This window comes from Georgenia sp. Marseille-Q6866 (assembly GCF_965111665.1).
The window spans coordinates 125,367-149,742 of the sequence record NZ_CBCOOR010000003.1 but is presented as its reverse complement, the minus strand read 5'-3'; the positions used below and the strand labels follow the sequence as shown (position 1 = coordinate 149,742).

General features: G+C 74.7%; 15 protein-coding genes and 2 pseudogenes. 5 read left to right on the top strand and 12 right to left on the bottom strand.

Features of this window, described 5'->3' with window-relative positions; genetic code table 11:
- Positions 1-50: 50 nt before the first annotated feature.
- The 3 genes and pseudogenes from ACWPXV_RS03985 to ACWPXV_RS03975 all read right to left on the bottom strand — a co-directional run bounded on the left by ACWPXV_RS03985 (position 51) and on the right by ACWPXV_RS03975 (position 5,357).
- A complete protein-coding gene (locus tag ACWPXV_RS03985) occupies positions 51-1,448 on the bottom strand; it encodes a maltokinase N-terminal cap-like domain-containing protein (protein WP_454084009.1) in 1,398 nt (465 codons plus the stop codon).
- Between the two features lie 52 nt (positions 1,449-1,500).
- Positions 1,501-3,258: pseudogene (gene treS / locus ACWPXV_RS03980) on the bottom strand (maltose alpha-D-glucosyltransferase); the annotation flags it as partial.
- Positions 3,255-5,357 carry an alpha-1,4-glucan--maltose-1-phosphate maltosyltransferase gene (locus tag ACWPXV_RS03975; RefSeq protein ID WP_454084008.1) on the bottom strand — a complete coding sequence of 701 codons (2,103 nt, stop codon included), beginning with the start codon at positions 5,355-5,357 and terminating at the stop codon, positions 3,255-3,257. The pseudogene treS and the gene ACWPXV_RS03975, both read right to left, overlap by 4 nt.
- Positions 5,358-5,524: 167 nt before the next feature.
- Here ACWPXV_RS03975 and glgP point away from each other — a divergent pair, with 167 nt between their 5' ends.
- Positions 5,525-8,113 (top strand): alpha-glucan family phosphorylase, encoded by a 2,589-nt coding sequence (glgP, locus tag ACWPXV_RS03970; protein WP_454084007.1) that lies wholly within the window; start codon positions 5,525-5,527, stop codon positions 8,111-8,113.
- 95 nt (positions 8,114-8,208) lie between these two features.
- On the opposite strand, the gene ACWPXV_RS03965 is transcribed toward glgP, so the two are convergent.
- The gene (locus ACWPXV_RS03965) at positions 8,209-8,586 is read right to left on the bottom strand and encodes a hypothetical protein (RefSeq protein WP_454084006.1); all 378 of its coding nucleotides are present in this window, start codon (positions 8,584-8,586) and stop codon (positions 8,209-8,211) included.
- Positions 8,587-8,712: 126 nt separating this feature from the next.
- A pseudogene (gene glgX / locus ACWPXV_RS03960) lies at positions 8,713-11,008 on the bottom strand (glycogen debranching protein GlgX).
- A 167-nt stretch (positions 11,009-11,175) separates the two neighbouring features.
- On the opposite strand from glgX, the gene ACWPXV_RS03955 reads away from it, so the two are divergent.
- Both ACWPXV_RS03955 and ACWPXV_RS03950 read left to right on the top strand, forming a co-directional pair.
- A complete protein-coding gene (locus tag ACWPXV_RS03955) occupies positions 11,176-11,946 on the top strand; it encodes an electron transfer flavoprotein subunit beta/FixA family protein (RefSeq protein ID WP_454084005.1) in 771 nt (256 codons plus the stop codon).
- Between the two features lie 26 nt (positions 11,947-11,972).
- Positions 11,973-12,959 (top strand): electron transfer flavoprotein subunit alpha/FixB family protein, encoded by a 987-nt coding sequence (locus ACWPXV_RS03950; RefSeq protein ID WP_454084004.1) that lies wholly within the window; start codon positions 11,973-11,975, stop codon positions 12,957-12,959.
- A gap of 108 nt (positions 12,960-13,067) precedes the next feature.
- Here the strand turns inward: ACWPXV_RS03950 and ACWPXV_RS03945 are convergent, their stop codons facing one another.
- Positions 13,068-14,012 carry an FKBP-type peptidyl-prolyl cis-trans isomerase gene (locus ACWPXV_RS03945; protein WP_454084003.1) on the bottom strand — a complete coding sequence of 315 codons (945 nt, stop codon included), beginning with the start codon at positions 14,010-14,012 and terminating at the stop codon, positions 13,068-13,070.
- 112 nt (positions 14,013-14,124) lie between these two features.
- Here ACWPXV_RS03945 and ACWPXV_RS03940 point away from each other — a divergent pair, with 112 nt between their 5' ends.
- Positions 14,125-15,273, top strand: coding sequence for a cysteine desulfurase family protein (locus ACWPXV_RS03940; RefSeq protein ID WP_454084002.1), 1,149 nt, complete (start codon positions 14,125-14,127; stop codon positions 15,271-15,273).
- 475 nt (positions 15,274-15,748) lie between these two features.
- Here ACWPXV_RS03940 and ACWPXV_RS03935 read toward each other — a convergent pair whose 3' ends face one another.
- A complete protein-coding gene (locus tag ACWPXV_RS03935; RefSeq protein ID WP_454084001.1) occupies positions 15,749-16,339 on the bottom strand; it encodes a TetR/AcrR family transcriptional regulator in 591 nt (196 codons plus the stop codon).
- 72 nt (positions 16,340-16,411) lie between these two features.
- Between ACWPXV_RS03935 and ACWPXV_RS03930 the strand changes: the two genes are divergently transcribed.
- Positions 16,412-17,230 (top strand): SDR family NAD(P)-dependent oxidoreductase, encoded by an 819-nt coding sequence (locus ACWPXV_RS03930; protein WP_454084000.1) that lies wholly within the window; start codon positions 16,412-16,414, stop codon positions 17,228-17,230.
- A 19-nt stretch (positions 17,231-17,249) separates the two neighbouring features.
- On the opposite strand, the gene ACWPXV_RS03925 is transcribed toward ACWPXV_RS03930, so the two are convergent.
- From ACWPXV_RS03925 to ACWPXV_RS03905, 5 genes are read right to left on the bottom strand one after another with little or no spacing between them, the layout of a single operon-like run.
- Positions 17,250-18,368, bottom strand: a complete 1,119-nt coding sequence (locus ACWPXV_RS03925) for a hypothetical protein (RefSeq protein ID WP_454083999.1) — start codon at positions 18,366-18,368, stop codon at positions 17,250-17,252.
- A complete protein-coding gene (locus ACWPXV_RS03920) occupies positions 18,365-19,588 on the bottom strand; it encodes a hypothetical protein (RefSeq protein WP_454083998.1) in 1,224 nt (407 codons plus the stop codon). Before ACWPXV_RS03920 ends, ACWPXV_RS03925 begins: the two co-directional genes overlap by 4 nt.
- On the bottom strand, positions 19,588-21,408 hold the full coding sequence (locus ACWPXV_RS03915) for an ABC transporter ATP-binding protein (RefSeq protein ID WP_454083997.1): 1,821 nt from the start codon (positions 21,406-21,408) through the stop codon (positions 19,588-19,590). Before ACWPXV_RS03915 ends, ACWPXV_RS03920 begins: the two co-directional genes overlap by 1 nt.
- Positions 21,408-22,730, bottom strand: a complete 1,323-nt coding sequence (locus tag ACWPXV_RS03910) for a glycosyltransferase family 4 protein (protein WP_454083996.1) — start codon at positions 22,728-22,730, stop codon at positions 21,408-21,410. The genes ACWPXV_RS03915 and ACWPXV_RS03910 overlap by 1 nt, the downstream gene beginning before the upstream one ends.
- Positions 22,730-24,103 (bottom strand): glycosyltransferase family 4 protein, encoded by a 1,374-nt coding sequence (locus ACWPXV_RS03905; RefSeq protein ID WP_454083995.1) that lies wholly within the window; start codon positions 24,101-24,103, stop codon positions 22,730-22,732. The genes ACWPXV_RS03910 and ACWPXV_RS03905 overlap by 1 nt, the downstream gene beginning before the upstream one ends.
- Positions 24,104-24,376 lie beyond the last annotated feature (273 nt).

Sequence of the window (24,376 nt, the reverse complement as noted above, 5' to 3'; positions counted from 1 at the left end):
GGTCATGTCGTCCACTCTTCCATCACGTCCGTGCTGTCGCGCGAGAAAGGTCACGGGGCGGTCGTCCCGAGCAGCCGCCGCACCCCGCTCACCGGGATGGACAGCCACGCGGGCCGGTTGCGCGCCTCGTAGACCGCTTCGTACAGGGCCTTGTCGAGCTCGAGGGCGGCGAGCAGCTCGGCGTCCTCCCGCGGGTCGCGGCCGGCCTCGCGGGCGTAGCCGTCGAGGAACGCGCCGCGTGCCCGCGCCACCCAGTCCGCGGCCACGTCGGCGCCGTGCTCGCGCTGGGCCGCGCCGGCGGCGTAGTCGAGGGAGCGCAGCATGCCGGCGACGTCGCGCAGGGCGAGGTCGGGGGCGGTGCGCTCACCCAGCGGCCGCAGCGGCTCGCCCTCGAAGTCGAGGAGCAGCCACCCGCGCCCGGGGGCCTCGATGACCTGCCCGAGGTGGAGGTCGCCGTGGATCCGCTGCAGGCCCGGCCAGGCCGCCTCCTCGGTGCGGGCGTAGACGGCGGCGATCGCCTCGCGGTGCTCCTCGAGCTCGGGCGCCTCGAGGAGCGCGGCGGTCGCCCGGTCGCGCCACGTGGCGCGCAGCTGGGCGCGGACCGGCTCGGTGGCCTCGTGGGTGGGGAAGGCGGCCGCGAGGTCGCGGTGGACGGAGGCGACGGCGGCACCCAGGTGCGCGGCCCGCTCGCCGAGGTGCTCGCCGTCGGTCGCCGCACGCACCGCCACCCGCCACGCGTCCTCGACGCCGGGGAGGAACTCCTGGGCGAAGGCGAGGTGGCCGTGCTGGCGCTCCCCGGCGGGACCGGTCCACTCCCCGTAGAGGTCCCCGAGCGGGGCGGGCACGCGCGTGCTGCCCGCGGCGGCGAGCGCCTCCTGGACGACGACGTCGGGGTTGCGGCCGTCGGCGAGCACCCGGAAGACCTTGCAGATGACCGGCGGGCCGTCCTCGCCCTCGAAGATGACCGAGGTGTTGGACTGCTCCCCGCGCAGCACCCGCATCTGCTCACCGCCGGTGTGGGCGCCCATGGCGCCGTCGCCGCTCGCGCGGTGCCCCGAGGCGCGCCCGTACTGCGCCCCGCCGTCGGACTCGGCCGTGCCGCTCTCGAGGATCGTCGTGAGGAGCAGCCGCGCGTAGACGGGGTCGTGGCAGCCGTCGTAGATCCACCGGGGGCCGAGCTCGGAGTGCTCGGCCTGCGCGACGAGCGCGTGCTCGAGCTCGGGCACCGCCGCGCCGCGGTAGGTGAGCGGCACCTGGTAGACGACGGGGGAGGGGCCGCCGTCGTCCTGGACGAGCCAGGTCTCCACGCCCACCTCGCCGTCCGGGTCCTGGTGGCGTAGGCCGCCGACGCGCCGCAGCAGGGGCGTGCGGCCCTTGGCCGTGTACCAGCGCTGCCGCGCGACCCACTCGGGCAGGAAGTCGGGGAACGGCGGGGTGAGGGTGGGCATCAGGGCTCCCGGTGGTCCGCGGGCGGCAGCGGCTCGTGCGGCGTGCCCGCCGAGGGGGCGCTCGCCGGGGCGGGGCCACGGGCGTGGCCACGGCATCGACCCGCAGCCAGAAGAAGTCGCGCGAGCCGAGGGTGACCGTCACCTGGCCGCCCGCGTCCACGGCCGGGAAGACCGCCCCGCCGAAGATGTCGGTCAGCTGCCGCCCGGCGAAGCGCGGTGCCTGGATGTGGGCGGCGCGCGGGGTGTTGGCGAGGTTCATGACGCAGAGGACCGCCTCGTTCTCGTCCTCGCGGACGAAGGCGAGGACGGCGTCGTTGTCCACCTCGAGGAACTCGAAGCTGCCGGTCCCGAACACCGGGTGGGCGCGGCGCACCTCGAGGATGCCGCGCACCCAGTGGAGCAGGGAGGTGGGCGTCGCGTACTGCGCCTCGACGTTGACCGCCTGGTAGTGGTTGACCAGCGACTGGACGAGCGGCAGGTAGAGCTTGCCCGGGTCGGCGGTGGAGAAGCCGGCGTTGCGGTCCGGGGACCACTGCATGGGGGTGCGCACGGCGTCCCGGTCGGGCAGCCAGATGTTGTCCCCCATCCCGATCTCGTCGCCGTAGTAGAGGTACGGGCTGCCCGGCAGGGACAGGAGCAGCGCGTGCGCGAGCTCGATCTCCGCCCGGGAGTTGCCCAGCAGCGGGGACAGCCGCCGCCGGATGCCGACGTTCGCGCGCATGCGCGGGTCCTCGGCGTACCAGCCGTACATGGCGGCGCGCTCCTCGGTGGAGACCATCTCGAGGGTGAGCTCGTCGTGGTTGCGCAGGAAGGTCGCCCACTGGGCGCCGTGCGGGATCGCCGGGGTGTCGGCGAGGATGTCGCGGATCGCGTGCGCCCGCTGCTCGCGCAGCGCGTAGAACAGGCGCGGCATCACCGGGAAGTGGAAGCACATGTGGCACTCGGGCGCGGTCTCGGTGCCGTAGTACTCGACGACGTCCTCGGGCCACTGGTTCGCCTCGGCGAGGATGAGGGTGCCCGGGAACTCCCGGTCGACCATCGCGCGCAGGTCCCGGATGAACTCGTGGGTGCGCGGGAGGTTCTCGCAGTTCGTGCCCTCCTCCTCGAAGAGGTAGGGCACGGCGTCGAGCCGGAAGCCGTCCACGCCCATGCGGCACCAGAACCGGACGACGTCGTACATCGCCTCGATGACCTTGGGGTTCTCGAAGTTGAGGTCCGGCTGGTGGGAGAAGAAGCGGTGCCAGTAGTACTGGCGGCGCACCGGGTCGAAGGACCAGTTCGAGGTCTCGGTGTCGACGAAGATGATGCGGGCGTCGCCGTACTTGGTGTTGTCGTCGCTCCACACGTAGAAGTCGCCGTAGGGGCCGTCGGGCATCGCCCGGGAGGCCTGGAACCACGGGTGCTGGTCGCTCGTGTGGTTCATGACGAGGTCGATGATGATCCGCAGCCCGCGGGAGTGGGCCTCCTCGAGGAGCTCCTGGAAGTCCTCGACGGTGCCGTACTCCGAGGCCACCGCGGTGTAGTCGGCGACGTCGTAGCCGCCGTCGCGCAGCGGTGAGGGGTAGAAGGGCGGGATCCACAGGCAGTCGACGCCCAGCCACTGGAGGTAGTCGAGGCGGTCGATGAGCCCGCGCAGGTCACCGGTCCCCGAACCGTCGGAGTCGCCGAAGGCGCGCAGCAGGACCTCGTAGAACACCGCGGTGCGGTACCACTCGGGGTCGTCGGAGAGGCCGGGGCGCTCGCCGCCACCGAGGCGCGGGATGGGGTCGGTGCGGGCGGTCAGGGCCCGCACGGGGTTGTTCGGGCTCACAGCGACCTCACCGACAGGACGTGCGCGCAGCGCTGGTGGGGGTCGAGCCGGACGTAGGGCTGCCGGCCCCAGAAGTAGGTCTCGCCGGACAGCTCGTCGGTCGCGGCCAGGAGCGGGGTGCCCGGGTCGCTGCCCGGGGCCGGCTCGGGCAGGCCGAGCGCGGTGAGGTCGAGGTCGATGGTGCCCTCCCGGGTGGTGAAGGGGTCGAGGGTGAGGACGACGACGACGGTGTCGGTCTGGCCCGTCGGCGACAGGTGGGCGGGCACGTGCCGTGAGAAGCACACGGTCGCGTCGTCCGTCGTCGGGTGGACGGTGAGCCCGCGCAGCCGCTGCAGCGCCGGGTGGGCACGGCGGATGCGGTTGAGCTCGGTGAGGAGGTGGGAGATGCCGATGTGCTCGGCCCGGGACCAGTCGCGGGCCTTGAACTCGTACTTCTCGTTGTCGATCTGCTCCTCGGCACCGGGCCGGGCGACGTTCTCGACGAGCTCGTAGCCGGAGTAGATGCCCCACGTCGGCGAGCCGGTCGCCGCGAGCACCGCGCGGATCGCGAAGGCCGCCACCCCGCCGGTCTGCATGTACGGGGTGAGGATGTCGTGGGTCGTGGGCCAGAAGCTCGGCCGCAGCACGTCGGAGGTCTCGTTGGCCACCTCCTCGAGGTACTCGGCCACCTCCTCCTTCGTCGTGCGCCACGTGAAGTACGTGTAGGACTGGTGGAAGCCGACGGCCGCGAGGGTGCGCATCATCGCCGGGCGGGTGAAGGCCTCGGAGAGGAAGACGACCTCGGGGTGGGACTCGCGCACGTCGGTGAGGATGCGCTCCCAGAAGTCGAGCGGCTTGGTGTGGGGGTTGTCGACCCGGAAGGCGGTGACGCCGTGGTCGATCCACACCTGGAGCATGTCGCGGACCGCGTGGTAGATGCCCTCGGGGTCGTTGTCGAAGTTGAGCGGGTAGATGTCCTGGTACTTCTTGGGCGGGTTCTCGGCGTAGGCGATGGTGCCGTCGGCCCGCCGGGTGAACCACTCGGGGTGCTCGGTGACCCACGGGTGGTCCGGGGAGGCCTGGAGCGCGATGTCGAGGGCCACCTCCATGCCGAGCTCGCGGGCGCGGGCGACGAAGGCGTCGAAGTCCGCGAAGGTGCCGAGCTCGGGGTGGATGGCGTCGTGGCCGCCCTCGGGGGAGCCGATGCCGTAGGGCGAACCCGGGTCGCCCGGCTGGGCGGTGAGGGTGTTGTTGCGGCCCTTGCGGTTCGTCGTGCCGATCGGGTGGACCGGGGTGAGGTAGACGACGTCGAAGCCCATGTCCGCGATCGCGGGCAGGCGCTCGGCGGCGGTGCGCAGGGTCCCAGAGACCCAGCCGCCCTTCTCGGGGTCGAAGCGCGCCCCCTCGGAGCGTGGGAAGAACTCGTACCAGGAGCCGACGAGCGCGAGCGGGCGGTCCACCCGCAGCGGGTAGGCGGCGCTGGGGGTGACGTACTCGCGCACCGGGTGGGCGGCGAGCGCGTCGCGGACCTCCTCGGCGGTGCCCGCGGCGAGCCGGGCGGCCGGCGGGCGGCCGGCGTCGCGCAGGGCGGTGACGGCGTCGGTGAGGACGGTGCGCGCCTCGGCGGGCAGCTCGGGCCGGGCGGCGGCGGCCTCGAGGAGCAGCGCCCCCTCGGTGAGCATGAGCTCGACGTCGACGCCGGCGTTCACCTTGAGCGGCGCGTCGTGCAGCCACGTGCCGTACGGGTCGGACCAGCCCTCGACGTGGAAGGTCCAGTCGCCCACGCGGTCGGGGACGAGCCAGGCCTCCATGTGGTCCAGGCCCGGGTCGACCGGGTCCATCGTCACGCGGCTGTGCTCGACGCCGTCGGGGCCGGTGAGGACGGCGGTGGCGGCGACGGCGTCGTGCCCCTCGCGGAAGACGGTCGCCTGCACCCGGACCGCCTCACCGGTGACGGCCTTGGCGGGCCAGCGCCCGCCCTCGACGACGGGGGCGAGCTCGATGACCGGGATCCGGCCGATGGGGGTGGCCGACGCGGGGCGTGGCACGGCGGGCGTGGGCGGTGGCGTGGGCGCGGCTGCTCGCGCCGAGGACTGGGAGGTGCGCTGTGCGGGACTCACGGTCACGAACCTATCGACGTGGCGGGCTGTGGTCGACCGCTGGGGGCCCGGGCTGCGCCGCCCGGCGCCGTCGGCCAGACTGGCCCGTTGGCCGAGGCCGTCCACCCGCGCTGAAACGGGCCGTAAGCCCCTGAAAATGTTGCGGGAACAGGGTTACACTCGGCCGGGTGAGAGCCATCCGTCGATTTACCGTCCGCACGGTCCTGCCCGAGCCCCTCGCTCCGCTGGACACCCTCGCCCAGAACCTGCGGTTCTCGTGGCACGAGCCCACCCGGGCCCTGTTCGAGTCGCTCGACCCGGAACGCTGGCAGGCCCTCCACGGCGACCCGATCGAGCTGCTCGGGGAGCTGGGCAAGGCGCGCCTGGAGGAGCTCGCGCGTGACGAGGCGCTCGTCGCCCGCGTCCACGAGCTCGACGCCGACCTGCGCGAGTACCTCGAGCAGCCGCGCTGGTACCAGGAGTCCTTCCACGCCGAGGACAAGCCCGACGCCATCGCCTACTTCTCCGCCGAGTTCGGCATCACCGCGGTGCTGCCCCAGTACTCCGGCGGCCTGGGCATCCTCGCCGGTGACCACCTCAAGTCCGCCTCGGACCTCGGGGTGCCGATCATCGGCGTCGGCCTCCTCTACGGCGCGGGCTACTTCAAGCAGTCCCTCACCCGCGAGGGCTGGCAGCACGAGACCTACCCGCTGCTCGACCCGGACAACCTGCCCCTCACCCTGCTGCGCGAGGCCGACGGAACCCCCGCGCGCGTGAGCCTGCCCCTGCCCGGTGGACACCAGCTGCACGCCCAGGTGTGGCGCGCCGACGTCGGCCGCGTCCCGCTGCTCCTCCTCGACTCCAACATCACCGACAACGACGAGGCCAGCCGCAAGGTCACCGACCGCCTCTACGGCGGCTCCCCCGAGCACCGCCTCAAGCAGGAGCTCCTCCTCGGCATGGGCGGGGTCAAGGCCCTGCGCCTGCACGCCCGCCTCACCGGCGGCCCGGCGCCGCAGGTCTACCACGCCAACGAGGGCCACGCCGGCTTCCTCGCCATCGAGCGCATCCGTGAGCTCGTCGAGGCCGAGGGCCTGAGCTTCGAGGCGGCCCTCGAGGCCGTGCGCGGCGGCACCGTCTTCACCACGCACACCCCCGTGCCCGCCGGCATCGACCGCTTCTCCCGCGAGCTCGTCCGCGAGCACTTCAGCGGCTCGGCCGAGCTGCCCGGCGTCCCGGTCGAGAAGATCCTCGCGCTCGGCACCGAGGACTTCGAGGGCGGGGACCGCTCGGTCTACAACATGGCCGTCATGGGCCTGCGCACCGCGCGCCTGGCCAACGGCGTGGCCCGGCTCCACGGCAAGGTCTCCCGCGGGATGTTCCACCAGCTGTGGCCCGGCTTCGACGTCTCCGAGGTGCCGATCACCTCGATCACCAACGGCGTGCACGGGCCCACGTGGACCGACCCGGCCTTCGTCCAGATGGCCGAGTCCTACCTGAGCCCCGAGCAGATCGCGAGCGGCGACGGGTGGCTGCTGCCCGCAGACCAGGGCGGCGTCCCCGATGCCGAGCTGTGGGCGATGCGCCGCACGCTGCGCACGGCGCTGGTGAGGTCCGCCCGCCGCCGGGTGCGCAAGTCCTGGATGGACCGCGGCGCCTCGCCGGCCGAGCTCGGTTGGGTCGAGGACGTCCTGGACCCGGACGTGCTCACCATCGGCTTCGCCCGCCGCGTGCCGACCTACAAGCGCCTCACCCTCATGCTCTCGGACCCCGAGCGCCTGCGGAAGCTCCTCACCGACCCCGAGCGGCCGATCCAGATCCTCGTCGCCGGCAAGTCCCACCCCGCCGACGAGCAGGGCATCGGCCTCATCCAGCGGCTCGTGAGCTTCGCCGACGAGGAGGGCGTGCGTGACCGCATCGTCTTCCTGCCGAACTACGACATCGAGATGGCCCAGACCCTCATGCCGGGCTGCGACGTGTGGCTCAACAACCCGCTGCGCCCGCTCGAGGCGTCCGGGACCTCGGGCATGAAGTGCGCCCTCAACGGCGCCCTCAACCTCTCGATCCTCGACGGCTGGTGGGACGAGTGGTACGACGGCCAGAACGGCTGGGCCATCCCCACCGCCGACGGCGTCGAGGACCCCCAGCGCCGCGACGCGCTCGAGGCCTCCGCGCTGTACGAGCTGCTCGAGGACACGGTCGTACCGCGCTTCTACGACCGTGACGAGAACGGCGTGCCCCAGCACTGGCTCGAGATGGTCCGCCACACCCTGGCGACCCTCGGCCCCAAGGTGCAGGCCACCCGCATGGTGCGCGAGTACGTCGAGCGGCTGTACACGCCGGTCGCCGGCTCCTCCCGCACCCTCAACGGCGCCGGCTTCGCCGAGGCGACGGCGCTCGCGGACTGGAAGGGCCGCGTGCGCGAGGCCTGGCACGCCGTGCGCGTCGACCACGTCGAGTCCACCGGTGTGGCCGACGCCGTCAAGGTCGGGGACGTCGTCGGTGTCAGCGCGTACGTGACGCTGGGCGCGCTGGCCCCGCAGGACGTCGAGGTCCAGCTCGTCACAGGCCGGGTGGACGAGGACGACACGCTCGTCGACGTCACCACCCGCCCGCTCGAGCTGCGCGAGACCTACGAGGGTGGCCGCTACGGCTACCAGGGCGAGGTCGAGCTCGAGTTCTCCGGCTCCTTCGGGTACTCGGTGCGCATCGTGCCGACGCACGAGCACGTCGCCGGCACCGCCGAGCTCGCGCTCGTCGCCGCCGCCCAGGCCTGACCCCTCCCGCCGAGAGCCGGATTCCTCCACCGAGGAATCCGGCTCTCGGCGCATGTGGGAGCGCCCATCCCGCCGAGAGCCGGATCTCTCCGGGCTCAGGGCCGGGTGGTGCGCAGCTCGCGGGTGCCGAGAGGCTCGGTGAGCGTGACGCTCTCCCGGGTCGTGACCGGAAGGCACGCGTCGTCCTCTGCCGTCGGCGCCATGACACGGGCGGTGAGGACGACCTCGTCCGCGCGCTCGTCGACGGCGATCCCGGACGGCACCTCGCACGTCCGGTGCACGAGCTCGACGGTGACGCGCCGGCCGTCGTCGGACACCGCGACGACGGTGCTCGGCACCACCGACGTCTGCTCGGAGCCGACGAGGGTGACGTAGAGGCCGACCGCGACGAGGAGGATCGTCAGCCCGCCGACGAAGGTCAGCGCGCTCGCCCGCACCCGGTCCCGGGCCTCACCGGTGAGCCGCTCCGCCACGCTGTCATTGTGCCCAGCGGCGTGCGTGCGGCGGAAGACGGACGCCCGAAGGAACTCCGGCTGCCGGCGGGGGATGGTGCCTCGTGCCTGGAGGAGTCCGGCTGTCGGCGGAGTGGGGGCTCTGTCTCAGCGACGGCTCAGGTACGCCCGCATGGTGAGGGCCTCCATCGCCGTGGTCCCGCCCGGCGCGGTGACCTCCGGCTCGGTGTCCTCCGCCGGCGGGCACTCCCAGGCGGAGTCCCACAGCAGCTCGTAGTCGGCGCCCGCGCCCTGCGGCAGGGTGACGTCCTGCCGGTCGAGGGAGCCGTTGAGGACGAGGAGGAGGTCGCCGTCGCCGACGGCGTAGCCGGAGCGGAGCATCTGGAGCACCCGCACGCGGGAGTCGTGCCAGTCGGCGGGGTCCATCTCCTCGGCGTCCGCGCGGTACCAGGCGAGGTCGGGGATGGAGTCGCCCTCGGCGGTGTGCCCGGTGGCGAAGGACGTGGGCCGCAGCACGGGGTGCTCGCGGCGCAGGCGCAGGAGGTGGCGCGAGGTGGCGAGCAGCTCGGCCTGCCAGGGCCGCAGCTCCCAGTCCACCCAGGAGAGCTCGGTGTCCTGGCAGTAGGCGTTGTTGTTGCCCAGCTGGCTGCGGCCGATCTCGTCACCGGCGGTCACCATGGGGGTGCCGGCGGACAGGAGTAGCGTGCCGAGGAGGTTGCGCACCCCGCGGCGGCGGCCGAGGAGGATGTCCTCGCCGCGCTCGTGGACGGTGGGGGTGGCCCCGGCGCGCACGGCGGCGTCACCGGGCCCGCCGCGCTCGTGGAACGGGGTGAGCGGGTCGGTCGTCACCGGGCCCTCGACCTCGTGGTTCCACGAGCGGTTGTTGTCGCTGCCGTCGCGGTTGTCCTCGCCGTTGGCCTCGTTGTGCTTGCCGTTGTAGGTGACGAGGTCGGCGAGGGTGAAGCCGTCGTGCGCCGTCACGTAGTTGATGCTCGCGAGCGGGCCGCGCCCGCCCGGGACCGAGCCGTGGGCGAAGAGGTCGGCGGAGCCGGCGAGCCGGGTGGCGAGGTCGCGCAGGTCCCCTCCGGTGCCGCCGGCCACGCCGGTGGCGGGCTCGCTGAGCCAGAAGGTGCGCGCGGCGTCCCGGAAGCGGTCGTTCCAGTCCGCCATGGGCGCGGGGAACTGGCCGGTGCGCCAGCCGCCGGGGCCCACGTCCCAGGGCTCGGCGATGAGCTTGACGTGGGAGAGGACCGGGTCGGTGGCGAGGGCGACGAAGAACGGGTGGTGCGGGGTGAACTCCGCGCCGTGCCGGCCCAGCGTCGTGGCGAGGTCGAAGCGGAAGCCGTCGACCCCGATCCGCTCGACCCAGTAGCGCAGGGAGTCCAGCGCCATCTGGACCACGCGCACGCGGCGGAAGTCGAGGGAGTTGCCCGTCCCGGTGACGTCGACGAGGTGCGCCGGACGGACGCCGTCGTGCATGTAGTACTCGGTGTTGTCCAGACCGCGCCACGAGAGCGCCGGTCCGCCGTCGCCGCCCTCGGCGGTGTGGTTGTAGACGACGTCGAGGACGACCTCGAGCCCGGCCTCGTGGAGGAGGTGGACCATGCCGCGGACCTCGTCGAGGACGGCGGCCGGGCCCTGCGCCTGCGCGGCCTCGGTGGCGTAGCGCGGCTCGGGGGCGAAGAAGCCGAGGGTGTTGTAGCCCCAGTAGTTCGTCAGGCCCTTCTCGATGAGGAAGGGCTCGTCGCCGGTCGCGTGGATCGGCAGCAGCTCGACGGCGGTGACGCCGAGGTCGCGCAGGTGGGCGATGGTGACCGGGTGCGCCAGGCCCGCGTAGGTGCCGCGCAGGTGCTCGGGCACACCAGGCAGGCGCCGCGTGAGGCCGCGCACGTGCGCCTCGTAGACGACGGTGCGGTCCCACGGCACGTGGGGCGGGCGTCGGCGGGCACGACGGGGGCTCGGGCAGGACGACGCCGTGACGGACATGGCCCGCGGAGTCGAGGTCGCTGGGGGCCCAGTCGGGGGCCGGGGCGAGGTCCTCGTCGACGGCGTGGCCGTAGACCTCGGGGCCGTGGACGAGCTCGCCGGTGACGCCGCGCGCGTAGGGGTCCAGCAGCAGCTTGGCGGGGTTGTGCCGCAGCCCGGCGGCCGGGTCCCAGCGCCCGTGGACGCGCAGGCCGTAGCGCTGGCCGGCGGTGACTCCCGGGACGTGGCCCTGCCACACGCCGTGCTGGCCGCGGTGGAGCGCGAAGCGGCGCTCGCGGAAGGAGCCGTGGTCCTCGTCAAGGAGGCACAGGTCCACGGCGGTGGCGTGCGAGGCGAGCACGGCGACGTCGATGCCGTCGCCCCACAGGTGGGCGCCCAGCGCCGGGGCTCGACCAGTCACCCGCTGGGCGACGGTGCGGGCGGGACTCGTGCGAACGGATGAAGCGGTCATACTCATGGTGGAGCCCATCGTGCCACCCTGCGTGGCGATCGTGGGGCGGCTTGCGGGTGAGATGTACCGCGGGCCCGGCAGCTCAGGTCTGTGGGGCATTGGCCGATAGGGATGTCCGGACGGTGTGACGAGCCGTGTCGGCACGAGGCCGCCGGAGGTGGCAGGCTTGGGCCATGAGGATCGTCGTGTGCGTCAAGCATGTCCCCGATGTCCAGTCCGAGCGAGCGCTGGACGACGACGGCCACCTCGTGCGTGGTCTCGACGACGTCCTCAACGAGCTCGACGAGAACGCCGTCGAGGCTGCCGTGAGCCTCGTCGAGGAGCACGGCGGGGAGGTCGTCGTCCTCACGATGGGCCCCGACGACGCCGAGGACGCCGTGCGGCGCGGCCTGCAGATGGGCGCCGACCGCGGCGCCCACGTGAGCGACGAGTCGCTCGCCGGCGCCGACGCCGTCGCCACCGCCCGCGTCCTGGCCGCCGCCGTCCGCACGCTCCAGGGCGAGGCACCGGTCGACCTCGTCGTCACCGGCATGGCCTCCCTCGACGGCCTCACCTCGATGCTGCCCGCGGCGCTCGCCGCCGCCCTCGACCTGCCGCCGCTCACCCTCGCGAGCGAGCTCACCGTCACCGGTGGCCGCGTGCGCGTGCGGCGCGAGATCGGCTCCGCCGTCGAGGTCCTCGAGGCGCCGCTGCCCGCCCTCGTGTCGGTCACCGACCAGGCCAACGAGCCGCGCTACCCGGCCTTCCGGGCGATCAAGGCCGCCCGCAAGAAGCCGGTCGACACGTGGTCGCTCGCCGACCTCGGCCTCGCCGCGCCCGAGCCGGCGACGGCGGTGCTCTCCGCCGAGGAGCGTCCCGCCCGCGAGCAGGGCCGCATCGTCACCGACTCCGGCGACGCCGGACGGCAGCTGGCCGAGTTCCTCATCGACGCCAAGCTCGTCTGACCGACCCCGCCCACCAGGAAGGCACCATGACCCAGGGACCTGTGCTCGTCGTCGTCGACCACCAGGAGGGTGCGCTCACGCCGCCCTCGACCGAGGTGCTCACCGCCGCGCGGACCCTCGCGGCCGGTGCGGCCGTGGCGGCCGTGTGGCTGGGGGCGCAGGGCCCGGGGGAGGCGGCGCGCGCGGAGCTCGGCCGCTTCGGGGTCAGCACCGTCCACGTGCCCGAGCTCGGCGGCCTCGCCTCGCAGCTCGCCGCCGTTGCGACCGAGGCCGTGGCCGCCGTCGTCGCGGCGACGTCCCCGCAGGCCGTGCTGCTCGTGTCGACCTACGCCGGCAAGGAGCTCGCCGCCGGCCTCGCGGTCGCCCTCGGCACCGGTGCGGTCGTCGACGCGGACCGCGTCGAGCGGCGCGCGGAGGGGGTCGCGGCGGGCAAGACCGTCCTCGGCGCCTCGTGGGAGACGGTGTGCGCGGTGACCGGGCCGCTGCCCGTCGTCGCGCTGCGCCCCGCGGCGGTGGACGCCGAGCCGGCGCCGGCGGCGGGGGAGCCCGAGGTCGTGCGTGTGCCGGTCGAGCTCACCGGCCGGGCCCGCGCCGTCACCGTCGTCGAGCGCACCGAGCACCCCTCGACCGGGCAGGTGCCGCTGACCGACGCGCAGACCGTCGTCGTCGGCGGCCGCGGCACGGGCGGGGACTTCACCGCCGTCGAGGAGCTCGCCGAGCTGCTCGGGGGCGCCGTGGGCGCCACCCGCGACGTCACCGACGAGGGCTGGCGCGAGCACTCGGCGCAGGTCGGCCAGACGGGCGTCACCGTCGCGCCGCGGCTGTACATCGGCGTCGGCGTCTCCGGCGCCGTCCACCACACGGTGGGGATGCGGGCGGCGCAGACCGTCGTCGCCGTCAACACCGACCCCGAGGCCCCGATCTTCGAGCTCGCCGACTTCGGCGTCGTCGGCGCGGCGGAGAACGTCCTCCCCCAGGCCATCGAGGCGATCCGCACCCACAAGGAAGCCTGACCCGCTCACCTCACCTCACCCCCCCCCTCGAGCGCATATGCGCGAAAAGTGCGGCCCGGACACTGTCCGGACCGCACTTTTCCCGCATATGCGGGCGGGTGTGCGGGGTCAGCCGGCGTAGAGGATGTCGACGACGAAGACGAGGGTCGAGCCGGGCGGGATGGTGCCGTTGTCCTGGTCGCCGTAGCCGAGCTCCGGCGGGATGACCATGACGACCTGGCTGCCGACCTTCTGCCCGAGCAGGCCGGTGTCCCAGCCCTCGATGACCTGGCCGGCGCCGGCCTCGAGGGAGAACGGGGTGCCGCGCGACCACGAGGAGTCGAAGGACGTGCCGTCCCACAGCCAGCCGCTGTACTGGACGAAGACGTAGTCGCCCTCCTCGACCTCCTCGCCCTCACCCTCGATCGTGGGGGCGACGACGAGCTCGGTGGGGGCCTCGCCGTCGACGGGCTCGATGCTCGGCTCACCGTTCTCGGCGAGCGTGACGGCCGGGACGCCCTCGGGGACATCGGCGGCGGTGCCCTCGGCGCGGCTGCGGGCGTCGACGACCTCCAGGGCCATGATCGCGGCCGCGGCCTGCGTGGGGCTGGCGAAGAGGACGCGCGCGCCGACCTGCTGGCCGATGAGGACGTCGTTGAGCGCCGGCACGGTCATCTCGTCGCTCACGACGAGGGGCTGCGGGCCGCTCTCGTAGGTGGAGTCGAGGACCTCGCCGTTCTCGCCGTTGACCTGGATGAAGTCGACGACGAGGAGCTGGCCCTCGGCGATCGCCTCGCCGTCACCGGGGGAGGCGACGACGGCGGCGCTGTCGGTGACGTTGAGGGGCTGCTCGAAGGTGAGGGTCGGCTCGCCGCCGGCCTCGCCCTCGACGGTGACGCCCTCGAGCGCGGCGACGTCCTCGGGCGCGTTGCCGGCCTCGGGCCCGGCCGACTCGGTGGCGGTGGGCGTCTCGGAGGCGGCCGGCTCGGCGTCGCTGCCGTCGCTCGAGCAGCCGGCGAGGAGGAGGAGCGCGGCCAGGGCAGCGGCGGTGGTGGCAGTGGCGGATCGGCGCACAGGGAGTCCTTCGGTGTGGTCGTACGTGCCGCTCCGGCGGCACCCGGACCAGGGTAGGCGGTGATCCTGGGAGATCGCCCACAGTCGGGCACCGCTTCGTAGACTCGGGCCCATGGCCTACCTCGACCACGCGGCAACGACTCCCGTCCGGCCGGAGGTCGCGGCCCGCTACGCCGAGGAGCTGACCCGCGGCGGCAACCCCTCCTCGCTCCACACGGTGGGGCGCGACGCGCGCCGCCGCCTGGAGGAGGCGCGCGAGGAGCTCGCCGCGGCGCTCGGCGCCGAGCCCGCCGAGGTGCTCTTCACCTCCGGTGGCACCGAGGCCGACAACCTCGCGGTCAAGGGTGCCGTCTACGCCCACCCCTCGCCGCGCCCGCGGCTGCTCGTCAGCGCCGTCGAGCACCACGCCGTGCTCGACGCCGCGGGCTGGCTGGGCGAGCGCGGCCTCGCGGACGTCACGGTGCTGCCCGTCACCGACGACGGCGCCCTCGACCTTGCCGCCGCCCGCAGCGCCCTGGACGACGGCGCGGCCCCGGCGCTCGTGTCGGTCATGTGGGCGAACAACGAGACGGGCGTCGTCCAGCCGGTCGCCGAGCTCGTCGCGCTGGCGGGGGACGTGCCGGTCCACTCCGACGCCGTCCAGGCGGTTGCTCACCTGCCGGTGCACTTCGGCTCGAGCGGGCTCGCGGCGATGTCGGTGACCGGCCACAAGCTCGGCGGACCGGTGGGGACCGGGGCGCTCGTGGCGCGCCGCGAGCTCGCGCTGGCGCCCGTGCACCACGGGGGCGGGCAGGAGCGCGGCGTGCGCTCGGGGACCCTCGACGTCGCCGGGGCACGCGCCCTGGCGCTCGCGGTGAGCCTGGGGGTGGCGGGCCGGGAGGCGGAGGGCGCCCGCCTGGCCGCGCTGCGCGACCGGCTCGTGGCCAGGGCGCTCGCCGCGGTGGACGGGCTGCGCCTCACCGGGGCCGGGGCGCCGCGGCTGCCGCACGTCGCCCACCTCACCGTCGAGGGCGCCGACGCCGACTCCCTCCTCTTCGGCCTCGACATGGCCGGGGTCAACGCCTCCGCCGGCTCCGCATGCTCCGCGGGCGTCCAGGAGGCCTCCTTCGTCCTCGGCGCGATGGGCTACCCCTCCGAGCTCGCCCGCTCCGCGCTGCGCTTCTCCCTCGGCCGCACGACGACCGAGGCCGACGTCGACGCCGTGCTCGCCGCCCTGCCCGACGTCGTCGCCCGCTCCCGCGCCGCGAACGCCGCCCGCTGACGGTCGCGCACCCGGCGGCCCGGACGCCTGTCCCTCGTCGTCCCCGACGCGCGTGACGGTTGCGGCGGAGGCCGTCAGGTGCACGGCCACGTCCTCGGAGGGACGGGCCGTGACCTCCTAGGTGGTCCTCACCGACGCGAGGGCTCCGGCGCCGGTGGAAATCTGAACCGTCGTCGCAACCACGGAACCTCGGGGAGGCCGAATGACCACGGATCGGGTGCTTGGCGGACGCGACGTCTGCCTCGGTCGCCTGGTCGCGGTGAAGGTGCTCAATGGCGACCTGGCTCAGGACCCGCTGATCCGGTACCAGGTGCGCGGTGAGAGTGCCGACGCACGGAGCGACGTGTACTCCGCGGGCCGCGGCGGCTCGGTGCGGGAGATCCTGGGCAACGGAGCGCCACCGCCCCCGGGAGGCGTGGACGCCCGCCAGGGGGAGGCGGGCGGGCCGGCTCGGCGCCGCCCTTCCCGCTGGGCCTCAGCCGCGCACCGCGGACAGTGAGGCGTCCAGGTAGACCTGCAACGGGTGGGCGGCGTCGTCACGGACCCAGGCCTCGCCGGCGACGTCGAGGCAGGTGACGAAGCACCCCACGATCGCCCTCGCGCGCAGCGAGGAGTCGTCGCCGCCCCCGAGGCGGCGCTCGACCTCGGCCGCGAGGACGTCGTACCAGCGCAGGTGCTTCTCGATGCTCCGGGCACGAAGCGACGGCGTTCCGTACACCATGCGCGCGACCGCCAGGAGCCGCTCCGGGGCGGCGGCCGCCTCCTCCAGCGAGAACAGCGCCCGGGAGAGGGCGGTCCACACGTCGACGTCGACCGGCTGGCGTTCCAGCTCGGCGCGCAGCAGCTCGCCGTCGGCGACGAGGTGGTCGATGACGACGTCCTCCTTGCTGCCGAAGTACCGGAAGAAGGACCGGCGCGAGATCCCGGCCGCCGCGGCGATCTCGTCGACCGTCGTCTCCTGGAACCCGTGATCGAGGAACAGGCCCATCGCCGCCGTCGTGATCTCCCCGTACGCGCGCCGGCGGGTCCGCTGCCACAGCGTGGGCCGCTCCTGCTCCACTGACATGCGCCCACCCTAGTGGAGACGGCACAGCAGGCCTCATTGACACTGAGTGCCAGCCGGGCATAGCGTGCCGGCATGCGACGCGACGACATGACGCAGACGGTGCTGGTGACGGGGGCGAGCGCAGGGATCGGCGCCGAGTTCGCGCGGCAGCTCGCCGCACGTGGCGCCGGGCTGGTCCTCGTCGCTCGCCGCGCGGAGCGGCTCGAGGTCCTCGCCGGGGAGCTGCGCCTGACGCACGGGGTGCCCGTGACGACGCTCGTCATGGACCTCACCCGGCCCGGGGTGGGGCAGGCGCTGCGCGGGGAGCTCGAGGGCCGCGGGGTGGAGGTGACCGGGGTGGTGAACAACGCGGGCTTCGCCAACCACGGGCTCTTCCACGAGGAGGCGCTGGGCGACCTCATGAGGGAGATCGCGCTCGACGTCTCCGCCGTCGTCGAGATCAGCCACGCGTTCCTGCCCGACCTGCGCCGGCGCGGCTCCGGGTTCCTTCTCAACGTGGCCAGCATGGCGGCCTACCAGGGCAACCCGACCATGGCCGTCTACGGGGCGGCGAAGGCCTTCGTGCTGAGCCTCACCGAGGCCCTGTGGTACGAGGCGCGCGGCAGCGGGGTGCGCGTCCTGGCCGTGTCCCCGGGCGCCACGCAGACGGAGTTCTTCGACGTCGCCGGCGACGCCGCGGACGGTGGTGGCCGGCGGATGACGGCGAGCGAGGTCGTCGCCACCGGCCTCGGGGCCCTCGAGCGCCGCAACCCACCGCCCGGCGTCGTCGTCGGACGGGCCAACAGGCTGTCCGCCGCGGCGGTACGGGCGCTCGGACGGCGGCGGGCCACCGAGGTGGTCGGCCGGATGATGGTCCGACCGCCTGCCGGGCGCGCCGCACACCCGGCGTAGACACCCCGACCGGGCGCGGTCAGCCCGCCGCCTGGGCGAGGAGGTGCTGGGCGACGGACCGCCACCGCGGCCGGAAGGCGTAGACGCCGGCGAGGCGCAGCCGGGTGGCACGCGTGTAGGCGGCCACCCGCTGGTGCGGGAGCTCCTCGGCGCCGACGCCGGAGAGGAAAGCGTCGCGTGCCGCGGTGGCCAGCTCCGGCGTCAGCATGCCCTGGGCCTCACGCAGCTCGAGGTGGACGAGGAGGTTCGCGACGTCCAGGGCGCGTTCCCCGACGGCGAGGGTGTCGACGTCGATCATCCCGACGGTCCCGGCGTCGTCGAGGAGGAGCTGCTTGTCGTGGAGGTCGCGGTGCAGGACACCGAGCGCCGAGTCGCCCGCTCCGGTCCCCAACTCGGCAGCCACCCGCTCACCGGCCCGGGCGACGAGGTCGGCGTCGAGCAGGCCGTGGACGACGGCGGGGTGGAGCCAGTCGGCGACGGCGCCGAGCTCGTCGGTGGCGCCGTGGCGTGCGGCGACCCGGTCGCGTGGCGCCTCGTGGAGGTGGCGGACGGCGCGGCCGGCGGCCTCCCAGGCCGTCCGCGCCTTCTCGGGCTCCCACTCGTCGGCGCCGAGGGCGTGGAGGGTGCGGCCGGGCACGACGCTCCACCGCAGGACGCCGCGCCCCACCTCGGCGGTGTCGAGAAGCCGCGGCACGGGGACGGCGTCCCCGACGAGCTCGGTCACGAGGCTGCCACGCCGCGCGAGGTCGGCGGCCCGGCTGGCGCGCACCACCTTGACGAACTCGCGGGCCGAGCCGTCCAGGGCGTCCAGGCGGACGACGGCGCGCCGTCCGGGCCGGTGAGCGACCAGGCAGGCGCCGTCCTCGGCGAGCACGTCGGGCAGGGCGCGCAGCCGTGCGTCGGCGCCGCGGGGCTGGAGCAGGGCGTCCCCGGCCACCCGGGCCGGTGCGGGCGTCGCGGCCGCGGCGGACTCGAGAGCGGCCGGGTCGGCGAACCACTGGCCCGCCACGGTCGACCCGTCCTCGGCCGCGAGCTCGAGGAGCGCGTGCTCCGTCCCGCGGGGCCACGCGCGCACCAGCTGGTAGCGGTGCGCGCCCGCGAGGACGAGCTCCGGCAGGCGGGTGGGCTCGGGGGTCACGACGTGAGCTCCTCGGCGACGGCGACGAGTCGGGCGACGCCGTCGGGCCAGTCGGGCTGGTGACGCCGGAACGGCTCGACGGCGCGCTGGAGGACGGCCGCCGCGCAGTGGAGCCGCAGCGCACGCGCGTCGACCTCCCCGCCCGCGGCGGTGTACCCGGCGAGCAGCGGGGCGAGCACCTGCGCCGGTTCTCCCGCCGCCGCACCGGTGGCGACGAGCGCGCCGTACCAGGAGCCGAGGTCGGCGAGGGGGTCGTCGAGCGCGACGCGGTCGAGGTCGATGAGGGTGAGCGGCACCTGGCCGGGGGCCGCCGCGTCCGGCGCCGTGCCCGCGGCGACGTCGGGCCGCACGACGAGCTGGTCGGCCGAGAGGTCCCCGTGCACCACGCTTACGGCCGTGCGCCCGGCCAGCCCCGCACGGACCCGCTCCGCCGCCACCCGTGCGGCGTCCGCGGACGCCGGCGCCACCGCGCGCACGGCCGACACCGAGGCCGCGAGCTGGGCGTCCCGGTCCACCCGGTCCAGCCCTTGACCCCGGGCCTCGCGGTGCACCGCCGCCGCCAGCGCGCCGGCCTGCGTCCACAGCTGCTGCGCGCCGGTGAGCCGGTCGAGCGAGGTCCCCGGCACCCAGGCGGTCCGCACCGTGCCCCGGCGCCGCCGCACCGCGGTGACGGCAGGCACCGGCAGGCCGGCCAGCGCGCGGTGCCCGGCGAGGACGCCACCGGTCGCACCCGGGTGGTACACGCGTACCAGCTCGTCCGGCCCGCGGCCGTCCTCGACCCGCGCCACCCAGCGGCGGCCGGGCCGGTAGACGAGGGGAGTCACGCCGTCGGCGTCTCGCAGCACGCGGCGCACACCGGGCAGCCGCCGGTCCGCCGTGACGTCAGCGACCGCCACACCCAACCCCCCGTCGACGACGGCGCCCCGGCCGACGTCGTCGGCCTCCCCGGCCCGGCGCACCTTGGCGAGCTTCTCGTCCGAGCCCGCGCGCAGGGCGAGGGCCTGGGCGAAGGAGGTGACGCCGTCGTCGTCGGTGAGGACGAGCCCGGCGAGGAGCGAGGTGCCCGGCTTGTAGCGCAGGTAGGCGACGCGGGCCGCGCGCACGCCCCAGCCCGGTGCCAGGCGGCGGACCAGGCCGAGCGGCGCGAGCACGTCGCGCAGGCCGGGGAGCGCGGGGTCGGCGGCGGCGAGTCGGTCGTCGGCCGGTGCGAGGTCGAGCATCAGGCACCCTTCCGGTGGGGGAGGACGACGGGCCGCTGGTGCCGCTGCGGGTCGAGCAGCGCGAGGCGGGAGCCGGGCGTGGCCATGAGCTCGGTGGGACGGCCGTGCTCGACGACCCGGCCGCGGTCGAGGACGACGACCTCGTCGCAGCCCAGCGCGTCGGCCAGGGTGTGGGTGATGACGACGGTGGTGCGCCCGGCGGCGAGCCGGTCGACGGCCTGGAAGACCTCCGCGGAGTTCTTCGGGTCCAGGCCGGCGGTGGCCTCGTCGAGGATGATGATCGGCGCGTCGCGGAGCATGGCGCGGGCGATGGCCACGCGCTGGCGCTGCCCGCCGGAGAGCGTGTCGCCGCGCTCGCCGACCAGCGTCCCGTAGCCCTCGGGGAGCCGGGCGATGAACTCGTGGGCGTTGGCGGCGCGCGCGGCGGCCTCGACCTCGTCCGGGGTGGCGCCGGGGCGGCCCATCTCGATGTTCTCGGCGATCGTGCCGTGGAAGAGGACCGACTCCTGGAGGACGACGGCCACGTGGGCGCGCAGCGACTCGAGGGTGACGTCGCGCAGGTCGTGGCCGTCGAGCTTGACCGCGCCGCCCACCGGGTCCTGCAGCCGCAGGAGGAGGCCGGCGAGGGTGGACTTGCCGGAGCCGGAGTGCCCGACGACGGCGACCTTCGTGCCGGGCAGGATGCGCAGCGACACGTCGTCCAGCGCCTTGTCGGCGCCGGTGTAGGAGGCGGTGACGTTCTCCAGCCGGATCTCCCCGGCGAGCCGCTTGATCGTGTAGGCCCTGGCGGAGTCGGTGACGTCCTGCTCGGTGTGCATGATGTCGAGGATCCGCTCGCCGGAGGCGGCGGCCTTGGCGATGCGGCCGGTGTACTTCGCGAGGTCGCGCATCGGCTTGAAGGCGCTCTTGAGGTACTGGACGAAGACGACGAGCTCACCGGGCGTGAGCCGTCCCCGCACCACCGACCAGCCGCCCACGAGGAGGACGACGCCGGTGGCCACGCCCACGAGGAGGTCGGTCTTGCGCTCGAGCGCCGCCGAGAGCCGGGTGGCCCGCACGCCCTCCTTGAGCTCCTTGGCGTTGGAGGCCGCGAAGGTCGACTCGAGCCGCTCGGCGAGCGAGTAGGCCTGGACCACCTTGATGGCACCGAGCGACTCCCCGGCCGCGCCCGCGAGGTCACCCTCGCGGCGCCGCTGCTGGCGGGAGGCGGAGGTGATCTTGCGAGTGGAGCGCGAGGAGGACAGCGCGAAGAGCGGGAAGGCGGCGACGACGACGAGGGCGAGGCGCCAGTCGAGGATCACCATGACCGTCACCATCGCTACGAGGGTGACGACGTTGCCGATGAGCGGCATCGCGGCGGTGACGGCGACGTCGCGCAGCCGCCCGACGTCGGTGATGAGCCGCGTGATGAGGTCGCCGCCGCGCGCGGAGCTGTGGAAGCGCAGGGACAGGCGCAGCACGTGGGCGTAGACCTGGGCGCGCACGGAGGTCATCGCGCGGGTGCCGGCGAGCGCGAAGAACACGGTCATGAGGTAGGCCGACAGTGCGCGCAGCCCCGCGACGGCGACGACGGCGATCGCCGCCCACACGAGGAGGGTGACGAGGCCCGGGTCCTGCGCGGCGCCGGGCGCGATGACGGCGTCGATGACGAACTTCAGCGGCCACGGCTCGAGGAGCCGGAAGGCGACCTCGGCGAAGAGCGCGACGAAGCCGCCGGCGACGACCTTGCGGTGCGGCCGCAGGTGGGGGCTCAGGAAGGACCAGATCCGGCGCAGCGAGGGGACGATGGAGCGCAGCTCGGCGGCGGGCTTGCGGGCCATCAGCTGCCCACCCCCGCCGCAGCGGCAACCCGCTCGCCGACCGCAGCGGCCACCCTCTCGCCGACAGCTGACGTGTTATCGAGCGCTGACTGACGACCGGCAGCTGAGCTGTCGCCGCCGGCTGACTCAGCGCCGGCAATCCCGGACAGCGGCAGCCCGGCCGCCGCGAGCGAGCGCTCGACGACGTGGGTCCACGTGTGCCCGGACGTCACGTGCGCCCGCGCCGCGGCCCCGACCCGCTCACGCAGGCCGGCGTCGGTGGCCAGCTCGCGGAGCGCCTCGGCCAGCGCCGCCGGGTCCGAGCCCGGGACGAGGAAACCGGTACGCCCGTGCTCGACGACGCCCGGCAGCTGCCCGACGGCGGAGGCGACGACGGGCAGCCCCGCGGCCATGTACTCGTAGACCTTGAGCGGGGAGAAGTAGCCCTCGCCCGCGACGGGGTAGGGCGCGGTGGCGACGTCCATCCGGTGGAGCAGGGCGGGCACGTCGACGGGCGCGACAGCGCCGGTCATCTCGACCGCCCCCCCGGTCCCCAGGGCGCGTGCCTGCTCGCGCAGCGCGTCGGCCTGTGGGCCGTCGCCGACGAGCAGCAGCCGCGCCTCCGGCACCGCGTGCCGCAGCAGGGCGTGGGCCTCGAGCAGCGTCTCGGTCCCGTGCCACGGCTTGAGGGTCCCGACGAAGCCGACCGTGAAGGGCCGGTCCGGGCGACCCGCGGCAGGGACGATGCGCTCGACGTCCACCCCGTTCGCCTCGACGACGACGACGGGCCGGTCGGCCGGCGCGGTGGGCGCCAGCTGGTCGTGCACCCAGGCGGCGACCGGCTCGGAGACGGACACGACGACGCTCGCGTCGGTGGCGGCCTGCCGCACGACGGCGTGGGCCGCGTCCGCGTGGACGAGCCCGCGGTGGCGGGCCTGCTCGTCGGGCAGCGGGGCGTTGACCTCGAGGACGGCGGGCACGCCGTGCTCCCGGGCGTAGGCGGTGCCGGCGGTGCTCCACAGGGAGTAGCGCTCGTAGACGGCGTCGAAGGGCCCGGCGGCGGTGACGGCACGGAGCAGCTCGCCGTCGGCGGCCATCGCGCGGCGCTCGCGGTCGGCGACGTCCGCCCCGCGGATGCGGCCCAGCTCGTGCACGGTGAGCCGGCCCGCGGCCCGGGCGGCCGCGGCGGCCGGCCACGGCTCGCCGCCGGTGCGGCGGCAGAAGAGGTCGATCTCGTGGCCCGCCTCGAGGAGGACGCGCACGACCTCCTGGACGTGGACGGAGGCACCCTTGGTGCCGAACACCGGGATGCCGGGGTCCGCGCACACGTAGGCGATCCGCATCAGCGCACCTCCTGCGCGGGCGAGATCCAGCTGTCGGCGACAACCGGGGTCTCGGCGGGCGAGATCCAGCTGTCGGCCATAACCGGGGTCTCGGCGGGCGAGATCCAGCTGTCGGCGGCAACCGGGGTCTCGGCGGACGGGGCCACCCTCGCGCCGAGCGCTGAGCTGTTCCTCGCCCGGGTGGCACGCTCGAGGGCCTCGACCTGGCGGCGCGTGTCGAACTCGCGCTCGACGAGCGCGCGGGCGGCGCGGGTGAGGCGCTCGCGCAGCGCGGCGTCGTCGAGCACGCGGACGATCGCGTCGGCCAGGCCCACGGCGTCGTGCTGCCCGACCTCCAGGCCGGTCTCCTCGTGCCGCACGGCCTCGGTGATGCCGGTGACGTCGGTCGACACGCACGGCGTGCCGAGTGCCATCGCCTCGAGGAGCACGGTGGGCAGGCCGTCGGCGTTGCCGTCGGAGCCGACGACGCAGGGCGCGGCGAAGACGCCGGCGCTCGCGACCTGGGCGCGGACCTCGTGCTGGGGCAGCGGGCCGGTGAGCTCGACGAGCCCCTCGAGCCCTAGCGCGGCGACCTGGGCGCGCAGCTCGGCCTCCTTCTCCCCACCGCCGACGATCCGGCAGCGCAGCGGCCGGCCGCGGTCGCGCAGGTGGGCGAGCGCGTCGACGAGGACGTCGAAGCCCTTCTTCTCCACGAGGCGACCGACGGCGACGACGTCCGTGCCGCCGTCGTCGGCCACCGTCCGGGGCGTGAAGGGGAAGTCGGCGAGACCCAGCCCGTTGTAGATGCGGTGGAGGCGGGTCGCCGCGACCGCCTCCGGGTAGGTGGTGCGCAGGTGCCGCTCGTTGAAGTCGCTGATCGTCACGACGTGGTGGGCGCCGGCGATCTTGCGGGCCAGGTCCGCGGGGTCCACCGAGGAGTGGAAGATGTCCTTGGCGTGCGCGGTGAAGGAGTAGGGCACGCCGGTGAGGAGCGAGGTGAGCCGCGCGACCGTCGTCGCGAGCGAGGCGAAGTGCGCGTGCAGGTGGGTGATCCCGCGGCGCACGACCATGACGGCGAGCGCGAGCGCCTGGCCGGCGTCGGAGGCCTCGGCCGCGAGCAGCTCGGGCAGGGCGCGGTGGAGCAGCGGCAGCTCCGGGGCGGCGGCCCGCAGCGCGTCCCACAGCTCCTCGGGCTTGCGGGCCCGGGGCACGTAGGTGACCGGCGCGCGCACCTCGGCGAGCGCACTGTGGAAGCGCGGGTCCACCGGCGGGCGCAGGGAGAACACCTCGAGGTCCGCGCCGCGCGCCTCGCGGCCGAGCAGCTCGGAGACGATGAAGGTCTCGGAGAACCGGGGGTACATCTTGAGCACGTAGCCGATCCGCTCAGGCGACATCGGTCTCCTCCTTCGTGGCGACGAGGCTGTCGAGCAGGTGGGGGAGGCGGGCGAGGCCGTCGAGGTCGACGACGTCGCCGGGGCCTGGGGTGGCGGCCGGGGCGGTGACGGCGCCGGCGAGCCACCGCTCGAGGGCGGGCGGGTCGAGCCGTTCCGGGTGCAGGTGGTCGAGGACGCCGACGGCGGTGAGCAGGCGGGCGCACGAGCTGCTCCTGGCGGGGGCTCACGCGGGGCACGACGAGCAGCCGGGCGCCCAGCGCCAGCGCCTCGCAC